The sequence below is a fragment of the Bradyrhizobium sp. NBAIM14 genome (assembly GCF_020193895.1).
In the GTDB taxonomy this organism is placed as follows: domain Bacteria; phylum Pseudomonadota; class Alphaproteobacteria; order Rhizobiales; family Xanthobacteraceae; genus Bradyrhizobium; species Bradyrhizobium yuanmingense.
Genome location: NZ_JADYVQ010000001.1, coordinates 836,685 through 850,331, shown reverse-complemented (window position 1 = coordinate 850,331; position 13,647 = coordinate 836,685). Strand labels below are relative to the sequence as shown.

The following is a 13,647-nucleotide window of genomic DNA, read 5'->3' as shown; positions in this document are numbered from 1 at the left end:
TCTGCGAGGTCCTATGGCGAGACGGCTGATTGACAAACTGGCGGGCGGAGCGGCGATTGTCGTCGTCGTCTCCAGCGGGCTGGCGATGGCGCCGTCGGCGCATGCGCAGGATTTCTTCTCGGGCCTGTTCGGCGGCTTTCGGATGCGGCCGCCGCCGGAAATCCGGATGCCTTTCCCCACCGACGATATGCCGCGCTATGAGGCGCCACGCCAGCGCGCGTCCTACGGCGGCGGCACCGCCTATTGCGTGCGCAGCTGCGACGGTCGCTACTTCCCGGCACAAGGCAATGATGCCGAGAGCAAGGCGCAATCCTGCAAGAGCTTCTGCCCTGCCTCGGAGACCTCGCTCGTCTATGGCGGCAACATCGACGATGCCACGACTGAGAAGGGAAAGTCCTATTCCGACCTGCCGAACGCGTTCCGCTATCGCAACGAGATCGTCGCGGGCTGTACCTGCAACGGCAAGGACCCGGTCGGGCTCGCATCGGTCAAGGTCGAGGACGACCCGACCCTGCGCAAGGGCGACATCGTCGCCGGCGCCAATGGCCTCGTGGTCGCCAGCCGCAATGCCAATGACCGCCGTGGCGTCGCGATGAACTTCTCGCCGCTGCCGGAATCGGTGCGTGCCAGATTCCGTCAAGTCCCGGTGGTGGCGAAGGAGTAGGGAGCGCCCGATCGGACGGCGTCCGAACCTTGTCGGACGGCCAAATGCTGGACTAGGCCCGCCGCGGGACGTTGCGCGGCAGGGTTTCCGAGATGGAACCGGCTTGGGTGCAGCGCGTTAGAACAGCGTAGCAATTGCCTGAAGGGGGCCTCGCGATGCTGGTCGGCGTACTCGTCACCTTTCTCGTCGTCATTCTTGTGCTTTATCTCATCAACATGCTGCCAATGGACGGCCGCGCCAAGCAGATCGCGCGCGTCATCGTCATCATCATCGGCATTGTCTCATTGCTGAAATATCTCGCGGTGTTCTAGCGGGGGTAGGCGCGTAGCCCGGATGGAGCGAAGCAAATCCGGAGTCTTGCCACAGCGAAACCGATCCCGGATTGCGCTACGCTGCATCCGGGCTACGAATGCAAATGTTTTCAAATCAAAAGCCCCGGCTTTCGCCGGGGCTTCGTTCGTGCTGCTTCAGTGCAGCGACTTCAGCCAGTCGTCGACATCCTGACGGACCTGGTCCTTGGCCTTGCCGTAACGCTCCTGCAACCGGCCCTCAAGCTGCTCGCGGCGGCCCTCGATCAGCTGGAGGTCGTCGTCAGTGAGCTTGCCCCATTTCTCCTTGGCCGATCCCTTGAACTGCTTCCAGTTTCCTTCGATCCGATTCCAGTCCATGACCATCTCCCGTTGGTTGATGGCCCGACAACGCGAGGCGCACGCAGCCTGTTCCGTGACACAGCGCGACGTTTCGCCCAACGAAAAAGCCCCGGTTTCCGCCGGGGCTTTCGATGTTCCGTGACTCTGCTCAGCCGAGCGCCTCTTTATCCAAGAGCCTCTTTTATCGAAGAGCCTCTTTATGCAAGAGCCTTTTTATGCAAGAGCCTTGGCCTCGCGGCGGCGCGCGGTGAGGATGTATTCGGTGTAGCCGTTCGGCTGCTCGCGCCCCTTGAAGATGAGGTCGCAGGCGGCCTTGAAGGCGACGCCGTCGAAGGCGGGCGCCATCGGCTTGTAGATGGGATCATCCGCGTTCTGCTTGTCGACGACGACGGCCATGCGCTTAAGCGATTCCATCACCTGCGCCTCGGTGATGACGCCCTGATGCAGCCAGTTGGCAAGGTGCTGGCTGGAAATGCGCAAGGTGGCGCGGTCTTCCATCAGGCCGACGTCGTGGATGTCGGGCACCTTCGAGCAGCCGACGCCCTGGTCGATCCAGCGCACGACATAGCCCAGGATGCCCTGGCAATTGTTGTCGATCTCCTGCCTGACGTCATCGGGCGCCCAGTTCGACTTCGACACCGGAATGGTGAGGATGTCGGACAGCTTTGCGCGCGGTCCGCCCTTGGCGAGTTCCTCCTGGCGCGCGATGACGTTGACCTGGTGGTAGTGCAGCGCGTGCAGCGTCGCCGCGGTCGGCGAGGGCACCCAGGCGGTGGTGGCGCCGGCCTGCGGATGGCCGAGCTTCTGTGCCAGCATGTCCGCCATCTTGTCGGGCGCGGCCCACATACCTTTGCCGATCTGGGCGTGGCCGGGCAGGCCATCGATCAGGCCCATGTCGACGTTCCAGTCCTCATAGGCCTTGATCCAGGCCTGCGCCTTCATCTCGTTCTTGCGGATCATCGGGCCCGCTTCCATCGAGGTGTGGATCTCGTCGCCGGTGCGGTCGAGGAAGCCGGTGTTGATGAACATGATGCGCTTGGAGGCGCGCTGGATGCAGGCCTTGAGGTTGACGGTGGTGCGTCGCTCCTCGTCCATGATGCCGACCTTGAGCGTGTTCTCGGGCAGGCCGAGCATCTTCTCGACGCGGTCGAAAATCTCGCAGGTCAGCGAGACCTCGTCCGGGCCGTGCATCTTCGGCTTGACGATGTAGGCAGAACCGGTGCGGCTGTTCTTGACCTTGGAATTGCCCTTGAGGTCGTGGATCGCGAGCAGGCCCGAGACGGCGGCGTCCAGCAGGCCCTCCGGAACCTCTTCGCCCTTCTCGTCGAGCACCGCGTCCGTGAACATGTGGTGACCGCAATTGCGCATCAACAGCAGGCTGCGGCCGTGCAGCTTGAGCTCGCCCTTGCCGTCCGGCGTCTTGTAGAGGCGGTCGGAATTGAGCGAACGCGTCAGCGTCTTGCCGCCCTTCTCGAAATCGGCCGACAACGTGCCGTTCATCAGGCCGAGCGTGTTGCGGTAGACCAGCACCTTGTCCTCGGCATCGACAGCGGCGACCGAGTCCTCCATGTCGAGGATGGTGGAGACCGCGGCCTCCATGATCATGTCGGCGACGCCGGCCGGATCGTCCTTGCCGATCGCGCTGCTGCGGTCGATCTTGACCTCGATATGCAGGCCGTTGTTGACGAGCAGCACGGCGCTCGGCGCAGCCGCATCGCCCTGGAAGCCCGCGAACTGCGCGGCGTTCTTCAGCGCGGTGGCGTTGCCGCTCTTCAGCTTCACCGCGAGCTGGCTCGCGACGATGCTATAGCCGGTCACGTCGGTGTGGCTGCCGGTCGCGAGCGGCACGGCGTTATCGAGGAACGCCTTGGCCTTGGCGATCACCTTGTCGCCGCGTGCCTTGTTGTAGCCCTTGCCGCTCTCGGACGGATCATGCGGAATCGCATCGGTACCGTAGAAGGCGTCATAGAGCGAGCCCCAGCGTGCGTTCGCCGCGTTCAGCGCGTAGCGCGCATTGGTGAGCGGCACGACAAGCTGCGGGCCGCAGATCTTGCCGATCTCCTCGTCGACATTGGCGGTCTCGACCTTCTGCGTCGCCGGCTCCGGGACGAGATAGCCGATCTCCTTTAGGAAGGCGGTGTAGGCATTGAGGTCGAACGCCTTGCCTTTATTGGCGCGGTGCCAGTCGTCGATCTTGGCCTGCAGATTGTCGCGGAATGCGAGCAGCTCGCGGTTCTTCGGTCCCAGCTCCTTGATGATGCCGGCCAGCCCGGCCCAGAACGCATCCGGCGCGATCCCGGTTTTCGGGGCCGCTTCCTTGGCGATGAAGTCAAACAGGACGGGTGCGATCTTCAATCCGTGGGCGTCGACGCGTTTCATGATGGGCTTTCTTGTTGGAAATGGCTGTTTTTGGCTGCTTTTGACCCGACAGCAGCAAAATGCGCCCGCGCGGGGCAGCTTTCGGGGGCCTATTAGCCCCAAAAAAGAGGCCGTGAGAAGACCCCCGGGAGCTTGTCAAAATGTCAAGGAGAGGTGGGAGACGGTCCCACGCACCGGTGTCATTCCCCGCGACCCGGCTACGCTAAGGCTTCGCCGAGGTTGAGGTCTAGGGGCGCCGAAGCTTTAGCGAAGGCGGCAAGCGGGGAATCCAGTACGCTGCGGCTTCTTCGTATTCCAACGCTGTCTCTGGAATACTGGGTCGCCCGGCCGAGCCGGGCGACGACTAGGGCGGCCTCAAATATTCGCAGCGAGGTCCACGAGCTCGTCGAACAGCACGCCTGATGCCTTCAGCATCTGCTCGATCTCGTCGGCCGCTTCCGCAACCGTCCGCTTCGACGTATCGATCACGAGCTCGGCGGCCTCAGGCTTCTCGTAGTCGTTGCCAATGCCGGTGAACGAGGCGAGTGCGCCGGCGCGGGCTTTCTTGTAATGGCCCTTGGGATCGCGCTCCTCGCACACCTCGGCGGGCGTCGCGACATGGATTTCGCGAAACGCGGTGTCGGCGATGCGACGCGCGGCGGCGCGATCTTCGCGCGCGGGCGAGACCGCCGCGACGATGGCGATGTGGCCGTTGCGGGCGAGATGCGTCGCGACCTCGGCGAGGCGGCGGATGTTCTCGCTGCGATCAGTGGCGGAGAAGCCGAGATCGCTGTTGAGCCCGGCGCGCAGCGTGTCGCCATCGAGCAGGATCGGCGAGCCGCCATTGGTGAAGAGACGCCGCTCCAGCGCCCGCGCCAGCGTCGACTTGCCGGAGGCCGGCAGGCCGGTAAGCCAGACCACGGCGCCATTGTGGCGGTAGCGGGCCGAGCGCTCGTCGCTACGCAGCGCCGATTCCACCGGCACGATGTCGACAGGCACGGCACGCTGGCCGGCATCGACCGACAGCACCAGGCCACCGCCGGCGATGCGCCCGGACACCTCGATCACGAGGCGGCCGGTGCGCGGATTTTCGGTGTAGGGATCGGTCGCGATCGGATTGGACAGGGAGATGTCGATCTCGCCGACATGGTTGCGACCGATCGCCTTGTTCTCGCTGCTCGAGAGCTCGCCGGGATCGACCGCCTTCTCGATGGCGACCACGGTGGCGCGGCTTTCCTTGGGGCCGCAGCGCACCAAAAGCTGGTCGCCCTTGGCAAGCGGCTTGTCGTGCAGCCAGAAGATGCGCGCGCGCAGCCGCCGCGTCTCGCGCGGGGCGCTGCCCGCATGCGCGATGATGTCGCCGCGCTCGATGAACAATTCGCGGTCGAGCGTGATGCCGACCGAGCGGCCGGCGCCCTGACGGCCCGCTACCGGCGTCGCCGGCCAGCTCTCGACCGTCTTGATCTTGGCGATCTTACCGGCCGGCATGATCACGATCTCGTCGCCGGCAATCAGGCTGCCGGATTCGATGCGGCCGGCGACGATGCGGCGGTCGTCGAACTTGTAGATCGCCTGCACCGGCAGCCGCAGCGCCAGCGCTTCCAGCGGACGCGCCGGCTCGAGGTGATCAAGCGCCTCGACCACGGTCGGTCCCTTGTACCAAGAGATGCGGTCGGTGCGCATCGCGACGCCGTCGCCGTCACGCGCGGAAATCGGGATCACGGCCGTGGGCGTCACGCCGAGGCCGTTCAGATGCGCGGAGATCTCGTCGCTGATGTCCTTGAAGCGTGCGGCGGAGAAATCGACGCGGTCCATCTTGTTGACGACGACGGCGACCTGCTTCACCCCGAGCAGATGCAGGAGATAGCCGTGCCGCCTGGTCTGGTCGCGCACGCCCTCCAGCGCGTCGATGATCAGCACCGCACCGTCGGCCTGCGAGGCGCCGGTGATCATGTTGCGGAGGAATTCGGCGTGGCCGGGCGCATCGATCAGCACGATGTCGCGCGAATTGGTGCGGAAGCGGATCTGGGTGGTGTCGATGGTGATGCCCTGGTCGCGCTCTGTCTGCAGCGCGTCGAGCAGGAACGACCATTCGAACGGCATGCCGCGCCGCGCGCTGACGGCCTTGAGCATTTCGAGCTTGCCCTCGGGCAGGCTGCCGGTTTCATGCAGGAGGCGGCCGACCAGGGTCGACTTGCCGTGGTCAACATGGCCGACGATGACGATGCGGACCTGGGGACGCGTGGTGCCGTTCGGCGTGCCGGGCGAGGCTGACGTGACGATCATGTTCATGGCCGCGTCCTTGATCAGAGATAGCCGGCGACGCGAAGGCGCTCGAAGGCGTCCTCGGTCTCGTGGTCGAGCGCGCGCCCCGAGCGCTCCGGCACCTTGGTCTGTTCGAGCTCGATCAGGATCTCGTCGATGTTCGAGGCATTCGAGGCAACCGGATTGGTGATGTCCTGGTCTCCTAGCGAGCGATAACGCTTGCCGTTCTTGGCGAGGTACAGCGGAATAATCGGGATGTTCTCGCGCTTGGTGTAGGCCCAGATGTCGGCCTCGGTCCAATGCAGGATCGGATGGATGCGCAGATGCGCGCCTTGCGGCGGCGAGGCGTTGAAATGATCCCAGAATTCCGGCGGCTGGTCGCGCACGTCCCAATTGCCCTCCAAGCCGCGCGGCGAGAACACCCGCTCCTTGGCGCGCGTTGCTTCCTCGTCGCGGCGGATGCCGGCGATCAGGCCGTCGAAGCCATATTTTGCGAGCGCCATCTTGAGGCCCTCGGTCTTGCGCGCGGCGGACCGGGCGGCCGGCGGCAGCGTTGGGTCGACGGCATCGATCGGCGGGCAGGGCTCGACGCGCAGATCGAGATCCCATTCCTTGCCGTAATGATCGCGGAAGCGATACATCTCCGGAAACTTCTTGCCGGTATCGACGTGAAGCGCCGGGAACGGCATCTTGCCGAAGAAGGCTTTCCGCGCCAGCCAGATCATGACGTTGGAGTCCTTGCCGAGTGACCACAACAGGGCAATCTTCTTCAGCCGGGCAAAGGCCTCACGGAAGATGTAGATGCTCTGCGCTTCGAGCTGGTCGAGATGGTCCATGCTCGAGGCAAGTTCGGCAGCAAATTCTTGCGCGCGCACGCGCTCAGCCAGCGCCGGATTGCTCAGTCGATCAGCAGCGGAATCGTCCTTGAGAAGATGCATCTCTGCCACTTTGCGTTTGGAGGCGAAAATTCTATAGTTGCGGTGCGGAAGAGAAGAAAAAATTTTCTCTTTGCGCGCTCGAAACGAGACATATATAGAAAATAATTCCAGTCAACCCCGTTTGTGGGGAAGCGAGTATCACATGCGGTTCTTGCCGGTGTTTCTCGATCTCAAGGCCGGCCCGGTGGTCCTCATCGGGGCGGGCGAGCTTTTGCGCGCCAAGCTGCGCGTGCTCGCCGCTGCCGGCGCGCGCCTGCGCGTGCATGCGATCGATGGCAATCACGACCTTGGCCTCGGCTCCGAAGACTTGGCGCGCATCGAGATCGCGGCAGGCGATCCGCTCACGGCGGATATTTCCGGCGTCATCGCCGTCGTCTGCGCGGGCGCAGGTGATGTCGGTGTCGCCATGTCGGCTCGCGCCAAGGCGGCTGGCCTGCCCGTCAACGTCATGGACGACCTCGAGCATTCCAGCTTCATCTTTCCGGCCATCGTCGATCGCGGCGATGTCGTGGTCGCCGTCGGCACCGGCGGCACCTCTCCGGTGGTGGCGCGGCGTGTGCGCGAGAAGATCGAGGCGCTGCTGCCGGCGCGCATTGGCGAGCTCGCCGAGTTCATCGGCACCTTCCGCAAGTCGATCAACGAGCGCATCGCCGAGTTTCCGCTGCGCCGCCGCTTCTGGGAGCGCGTCATCGACGGTCCGATCGGCGCCGCCGTGCTCGCCGGCCGCAACAGCGAAGCCGATGCATCGCTCAAGGCGATTGCCGACCTTTCCGCGTTCGCGCGCGCCGACAAGCCGGAAGGCTCCGTCGCGCTGGTCGGCGCTGGCCCCGGCGATCCCGATCTGCTCACCATCAAGGCGCTGCGCGCTTTGCAGGACGCCGACATCGTCTTCCATGACGAGCTGGTCTCGCCCGAGATTCTCGACCGCATTCGCCGCGACACCACGCGCGTTGCGGTCGGCCGCCGCGTCGGCAAGCCCGGCATCGGCCAGGACGCCATCAACAAGCGCATGATCGAGGCCGCGCAATCGGGCCAGCGCGTCGTGCGGCTGAAGGGCGGCGATCCCTTCGTGTTCGGCCGCGGCGGCGAAGAGGTGGAAGCGTTGCGCGCCGCCGGCGTCGCCTATTCGATCATTCCCGGCATCACCGCAGGGCTCGGCGCCGCTGCCGATTTCGAGGTGCCGCTCACTTATCGTCACGAAGCGACCCGCATCACCTTCCTCACCGCACACAAGGCCCGCGATGCAGAGAACGTGGATTGGTCGACACTGACCGACACCAAGATGACCGTCGTGGTCTACATGGGCATGACCGCAGCGCCCGCCGTGCGCGCAGGCTTGTTCGCGGCCGGCCGCTCGCCGGAGACGCCGGTCGGCGTGTTCGCCCGCGTCACGCGGCCCGATGCGCAAGGCGCAATTGGCACGCTGCGCGATCTGCCGGAACTGGTGCGGCGGATCCATGGCGGTCCCGCCATCCTCATCATCGGCGACGTGGTCCGGCATGCCGGCTCGCTTCGCCGCCAGACACCCAAACAAATCATCTCTGACCTATTGGATGCAGCCGAATGACCTCTCCGCTCGAACAAAAGAAGATCCGTATCGCCGGCCCCTCGGTCGTGACCGCCAACCGCACCTGGGACGGCATCGTGGTCTACCGCACCGCCGCCAACAGCTGGTCCGCCGAGCTGTCGGAAGCCGCGATCGTGCGCAACTCCGACGAGGCCAAGGCGTTGCTTGCGGAAGCCGTGGCCGATGACGTCGGCGCCATCGGCCCCTATATCGCGCCGGTGCAGATCGGCGACGATGGCAAGGTCCAGCCCGGCAATCTGCGCGAGCAGATTCGCCGCACCGGCGTCACCATCGGACAGCCGGCCCAGGTTTAAGGCACCCACTTATGTATGCTTACGACGAAATCGACCGCACGCTCGTCAACGAGCGCGTCTCGGAGTTCCGCGACCAGGTGAAGCGGCGCCTTTCCGGCGAGCTCACCGAGGACGAGTTCAAGATCCTGCGTTTGCAGAACGGCGTCTATCTGCAGCTGCACGCTTATATGTTCCGCGTCGCGATCCCCTATGGCACACTGGCGACGAACCAGATGCGGGCGCTCGCCCATGTCGCGCGCAAATACGATCGCGGCTACGGCCACTTCACCACGCGGCAGAATATCCAGTTCAACTGGATCAAGCTCGCCGAGCTGCCGGATGCACTCGAAGACCTCGCCAAGGTCGGCATCCACGCGATGCAGACCTCCGGCAACAACATGCGCAACGTCACCTCGGACCAGTGGGCCGGCGTCGCGCCGGGCGAGATCGAGGATCCGCGCATCTGGTCGGAGCTGATCCGCCAGCACACCACGTTGCATCCGGAATTCTCGTTCCTGCCGCGCAAGTTCAAGATCGCGATCACCGCCTCGGACCACGACCGCGCCGCGATCAAGATCCACGACATCGGCCTGCGCTTGATCAAGAACGAGAAGGGCGAGACCGGCTTCGAGGTTCTGGTCGGCGGCGGTCTCGGCCGGACGCCGTTCATCGCCAAGACCATCAAGCACTTCGTGCACGGCCGCGACATCCTCAGCTACATCGAGGCGATCTTACGCGTCTACAATCAGTACGGCCGCCGCGACAACATCTACAAGGCGCGCATCAAGATCCTGGTGCACGAGCTCGGCATCGAGAAATTCTCGCGCGAGGTCGAGGACGAGTGGCAGCACATTCGCAACTCCTCGCTCCAGATCGACGAGGAGGTGATCGAGGACATCCGCTCGCGCTTCACCTATCCGGCCTACGAGAAGCTGCCGCATATGCCGGACGAGCTGCGCCAGGCCGCGGCCGACCCCGATTTCGAGGCATGGCGCAAGAACTCGGTGGCCCCGCACAAGGTGCAGGGTTACTCCATCGTCACGATCTCGCTGAAGCCGACCGGCGGGCCTCCGGGCGATGCCACCGCCGAGCAGATGGACGCGCTGGCAGATCTTGCCGACAAATATTCCTTCGGCGAGATCCGCGTCGGCCACGAGCAGAATCTAGCGCTGCCGCACGTCGCCAAGCGCGACCTGCCGGCACTGTGGAAGGCGCTCGACAAGCTCGGGTTGGCGACGCCCAACGTCAACCTGATCACCGACATCATCGCTTGCCCCGGGCTCGACTATTGCTCGCTGGCGAATGCCCGCTCGATTCCGATCGCGCAGGAGCTGACGCGGCGCTTCGCCAATCACGAGCTCGCTAACCTGATCGGCCGTCTGCACATCAACATCTCCGGCTGCATCAATGCCTGCGGCCATCACCATGTCGGCCATATCGGCATTCTCGGCGTCGAGAAGAACGGCGAGGAGGTCTACCAGATCACCATCGGCGGCCGTGCCGACGAGAACGCCGCGCTCGGCACCCTGATCGGTCCCGGCGTCAAGTTCGACGAGGTCGCCGACGTGGTCGAGGACATCGTGGAAGCCTATCTGGCGCTGCGCGAGCGGCCCGAAGAGCTGTTCATGGACACGGTGAAGCGCCTCGGCGTCGAACCCTTCAAGGAGCGCGTCTATGCCACTCGTTAATGGCGGAAAGATCACGGACGACCGCTTCGTTAAGCTCGCCGTCGACACGCCGCTGCCCGAGGGCGGCGACATCCTGGTGCCCGCCGAGCGCTTCCTCGGCGAGGCCGAGGGCTTGCTCAAGCGCGCCGGAAAGGTCGGGGTGATCTGGCCCAACAATCGCGACATCGCCGAGCTCGTGCCGTATCTCGGCCGGATCGCCGCCGTCGCGCTGGTGTTCCCGACCTTCCGTGACGGGCGCGCCTACAGCCAGGCGCGGCTGCTGCGCGAACGTTACAATTATCGCGGCGAATTGCGCGCGACCGGTCAGGTGCTGCGCGACCAGTTCGTGTTCATGCTGCGCGCCGGCTTCGATGCCTTCGAGGTCAAGAAGCAGGCCGATGCGGAGGCCTTCATGCAGACCGCGAAGCGCTATTCGGTGTTCTACCAGCCGACCGGCGATGGCCGCATCACAGCGCTGCACCGGCGCATGCAATTGCGCCACTCCGAAGGGGTCGGCACGTGAACGCGATCGCGCCTCAGGTTTCGCCCGTGTCTGCGCTACCTTCGGCGGACGAGCTCGATCGCGCCTTGCGGGATGCCTCGCCTGCGGAGGTCATTGCCGCGGCGCTGAAGACGGTCGGGCGCGAGAAGCTTGCGCTGGTGTCGTCCTTCGGCACGGAATCGGCGACGCTGTTGAAGGTCATGTCGGATGTCGATCCCGCAATCCCCGTGATCTTTCTCGACACCGGCTGGTTGTTCGAGGAGACGCTGGCCTATCGCGATACGCTCATTGCGACGCTGGGCCTGAAGGACGTTCGCTCGATCAAGCCGGCCGAGGAGACGCTGTCGCGCGAAGATCCCGACCGCGACCTCTGGTTCTCCGATCCCGACGCCTGCTGCCGCATCCGCAAGGTCGAGCCGCTGGCGCGTGCGCTGAAGCCGTTCGGCGCCTGGCTCAACGGCCGCAAGCGCTTTCAGGGCAATGCGCGCGCCGACATTCCGGTCGTCGAGGACGATGGCGCGCGGCTGAAGTTCAATCCCTTCGCCAACGTCTCGCGCGAGGAGATCGAGGCGATCTTCACCCGCGCTAAATTGCCGCGGCACCCTCTGGTTGTGTCAGGATTCCTGTCGGTTGGGTGTATGCCTTGCACCAGCAGAACGACTGAGGGCGAGGATGCACGCGCCGGCCGGTGGCGCGGCCGGGCCAAGACAGAATGCGGCATCCATACGATGAAGACTTCGTAGCACAGTCGCGCTGCAAGCTAGCGAACAAGAAAATCGGGTTCCGTTGACACAAGAGCGTTTCGCCACGAGTTATGCCTGCCGTCGACGACGCCGATGTCGTCGAGGTGAATGGAGATGGACATGATGCGCCGTATCGTTCCGCTCGCCGCAGGATTGCTCGCGACGGGGTTCTGGGCAGGCTCGGCTCTGGCCGCCGACATCAATTTGCTGAACGTGTCGTACGATCCGACGCGCGAGCTCTATGTCGAGTTCAACAAGGCGTTCGCGAGCGCCTACCAGAAGGAAACCGGCAAGAGCGTCGAGATCAAGCAGTCGCACGGCGGCAGCGGCTCGCAGGCGCGCGCGGTGATCGACGGCTTGCAGGCCGATGTGGTGACGCTTGCGCTGGCCTATGACATCGACGCTATCGCGAGCAAGCGCCTCACCGCGACGGATTGGCAGAAGCGGCTGCCGCAGAATTCGTCGCCCTACACGTCGACCATCGTGTTCTTGGTGCGCAAGGGAAATCCCAAGGGCATCAAGGACTGGGATGATCTGATCAAGCCGGGCGTTGCCATCATCACCCCGAACCCGAAAACGTCGGGCGGCGCGCGCTGGAATTATCTTGCCGCCTGGGGCTTTGCGCAAAAGAAATACGGTTCGGCCGACAAGGCCAAGGACTTCGTTGGGAAGCTCTTCCAGCAGGTGCCGGTGCTCGATACCGGCGCCCGGGGCGCCACTGTGACCTTTGTCGAGCGCGGCGTCGGTGACGTGCTGCTCGCCTGGGAGAACGAGGCGTTCCTGGCCCTCAAGGAATTCGGTGCGAACAAGTTCGAGATCGTTGCACCGCCGCAGTCGATCCTCGCCGAGCCGCCGGTCGCGATCGTGGACAAGGTTGCCGACAAAAAGGGCACCCGCAATGCGGCTGACGCCTACCTTCAATACTGGTACACCAAGGAAGGGCAGGAAATCGCCGCGCGCAATTTCTACCGTCCGCGTGATGCCGAGACCGCCAAAAAGTACGAAAATGCCTTCGCCAAGGTCGAGCTGTTCACGATCGACGACGTCTTCGGCGGCTGGACCAAGGCACAGAAGGAACATTTTGCAGACGGCGGCGTTTTCGATCAGATTTACAAGAACTGATCGGGCGCTGTCGTAGGGGGCTTTAGCAGGGGGCCTGGTGAGCGCACTCGCAGCACGACGCCGGACATTGCCGGGCTTCGGTCTCACCATGGGACTGACGCTTTCCTGGCTGTCCGTGATCATCCTGATTCCACTCGCCGGCCTGTTCCTGAGATCGCTTGAGCTCAGCCCCGAGCAGTTCTGGAACATCCTCTCCAGCCGCCGCACTCTGAACGCGCTCCGCGTCTCGTTCGGCCTCGCCTTTGCGGCGGCTTGCGTCAATCTGGTGATGGGCAGCATCATCGTCTGGGCGCTGGTGCGCTACCGCTTCCCCGGCCGCCGCATCTTCGATGCCATCGTCGACGTGCCGTTTGCGCTGCCGACGGCGGTGGCCGGCGTCGCGCTGACGGCGCTGTTCGCCGAGAAGGGCTGGCTGGGGGCGCCGCTCGCCGCGCTCGGCCTCAAGGTGGCGTTCACGCCGGTCGGCATCTTCGTCGCCATGATCTTCATCGGCATTCCCTTCGTTGTCCGCACCGTGCAGCCGGTGCTGCAGGATCTCGACCCTGAAATCGAGGAAGCCGCGGGCAGCCTGGGGGCCAGCCGCTTGCAGACCATCGTTCGCGTGATCCTGCCTTCGCTCGCGCCGGCGCTGCTCACGGGCCTCGCGCTCGCCTTCGCCCGCGCGGTCGGTGAATACGGCTCGGTGATCTTCATCGCCGGCAATCTGCCCAACGTCTCCGAGATCGCGCCGCTCTTGATCGTGATACGCCTGTCCGAATTCCGTTACGCCGATGCGACCGCGATTGCGGTGGTCATGCTGGTCGTCTCCTTCGTCATCATCTTCGCGGTCAATCGGCTCCAGCGCTGGGCGCAGAGCCGGATCCCGGCGCGCTGAGGGC

13 protein-coding genes are annotated in these 13,647 nt (G+C 64.5%); 9 read left to right on the top strand and 4 right to left on the bottom strand.

Annotated elements, in window-relative coordinates:
* Window positions 1-13: 13 nt before the first annotated feature.
* The gene (locus I6F28_RS03945; RefSeq protein WP_035998181.1) at window positions 14-664 is read left to right on the top strand and encodes a DUF2865 domain-containing protein; all 651 of its coding nucleotides are present in this window, start codon (window positions 14-16) and stop codon (window positions 662-664) included.
* Between the two features lie 155 nt (window positions 665-819).
* The gene (locus I6F28_RS03940) at window positions 820-975 is read left to right on the top strand and encodes a Thivi_2564 family membrane protein (RefSeq protein WP_008546817.1); all 156 of its coding nucleotides are present in this window, start codon (window positions 820-822) and stop codon (window positions 973-975) included.
* A 156-nt stretch (window positions 976-1,131) separates the two neighbouring features.
* Here I6F28_RS03940 and I6F28_RS03935 read toward each other — a convergent pair whose 3' ends face one another.
* The 4 genes from I6F28_RS03935 to cysD all read right to left on the bottom strand — a co-directional run bounded on the left by I6F28_RS03935 (window position 1,132) and on the right by cysD (window position 6,773).
* A complete protein-coding gene (locus tag I6F28_RS03935; protein ID WP_008546815.1) occupies window positions 1,132-1,332 on the bottom strand; it encodes a CsbD family protein in 201 nt (66 codons plus the stop codon).
* A 195-nt stretch (window positions 1,333-1,527) separates the two neighbouring features.
* Window positions 1,528-3,693, bottom strand: coding sequence for a malate synthase G (locus I6F28_RS03930; RefSeq protein ID WP_035998186.1), 2,166 nt, complete (start codon window positions 3,691-3,693; stop codon window positions 1,528-1,530).
* 354 nt (window positions 3,694-4,047) lie between these two features.
* Entirely contained in the window at window positions 4,048-5,964 is a 1,917-nt protein-coding gene (cysN, locus tag I6F28_RS03925; RefSeq protein WP_225139305.1) for a sulfate adenylyltransferase subunit CysN, read from the bottom strand.
* A gap of 14 nt (window positions 5,965-5,978) precedes the next feature.
* On the bottom strand, window positions 5,979-6,773 hold the full coding sequence (gene cysD, locus I6F28_RS03920; RefSeq protein ID WP_035998209.1) for a sulfate adenylyltransferase subunit CysD: 795 nt from the start codon (window positions 6,771-6,773) through the stop codon (window positions 5,979-5,981).
* A 244-nt stretch (window positions 6,774-7,017) separates the two neighbouring features.
* Here cysD and cysG point away from each other — a divergent pair, with 244 nt between their 5' ends.
* The 7 genes from cysG to cysT all read left to right on the top strand — a co-directional run bounded on the left by cysG (window position 7,018) and on the right by cysT (window position 13,643).
* The gene (gene cysG, locus I6F28_RS03915; RefSeq protein ID WP_225139304.1) at window positions 7,018-8,442 is read left to right on the top strand and encodes a siroheme synthase CysG; all 1,425 of its coding nucleotides are present in this window, start codon (window positions 7,018-7,020) and stop codon (window positions 8,440-8,442) included.
* Window positions 8,439-8,756, top strand: a complete 318-nt coding sequence (locus I6F28_RS03910) for a DUF2849 domain-containing protein (RefSeq protein ID WP_036021663.1) — start codon at window positions 8,439-8,441, stop codon at window positions 8,754-8,756. Before cysG ends, I6F28_RS03910 begins: the two co-directional genes overlap by 4 nt.
* A gap of 11 nt (window positions 8,757-8,767) precedes the next feature.
* Window positions 8,768-10,423 carry a nitrite/sulfite reductase gene (locus I6F28_RS03905; RefSeq protein ID WP_109142442.1) on the top strand — a complete coding sequence of 552 codons (1,656 nt, stop codon included), beginning with the start codon at window positions 8,768-8,770 and terminating at the stop codon, window positions 10,421-10,423.
* Complete coding sequence (locus I6F28_RS03900) at window positions 10,410-10,925, top strand: DUF934 domain-containing protein (RefSeq protein WP_036036913.1); 516 nt, start codon at window positions 10,410-10,412, stop codon at window positions 10,923-10,925. Before I6F28_RS03905 ends, I6F28_RS03900 begins: the two co-directional genes overlap by 14 nt.
* Window positions 10,922-11,647, top strand: coding sequence for a phosphoadenylyl-sulfate reductase (locus tag I6F28_RS03895; protein WP_109142443.1), 726 nt, complete (start codon window positions 10,922-10,924; stop codon window positions 11,645-11,647). The genes I6F28_RS03900 and I6F28_RS03895 overlap by 4 nt, the downstream gene beginning before the upstream one ends.
* Window positions 11,648-11,767: 120 nt before the next feature.
* Entirely contained in the window at window positions 11,768-12,769 is a 1,002-nt protein-coding gene (locus I6F28_RS03890) for a sulfate ABC transporter substrate-binding protein (RefSeq protein ID WP_225126395.1), read from the top strand.
* Window positions 12,770-12,806: 37 nt separating this feature from the next.
* Window positions 12,807-13,643: a sulfate ABC transporter permease subunit CysT gene (gene cysT, locus I6F28_RS03885; protein ID WP_074447692.1), complete on the top strand. Its 837-nt coding sequence runs from the start codon at window positions 12,807-12,809 to the stop codon at window positions 13,641-13,643.
* The last annotated feature ends 4 nt before the right edge of the window (window positions 13,644-13,647 follow it).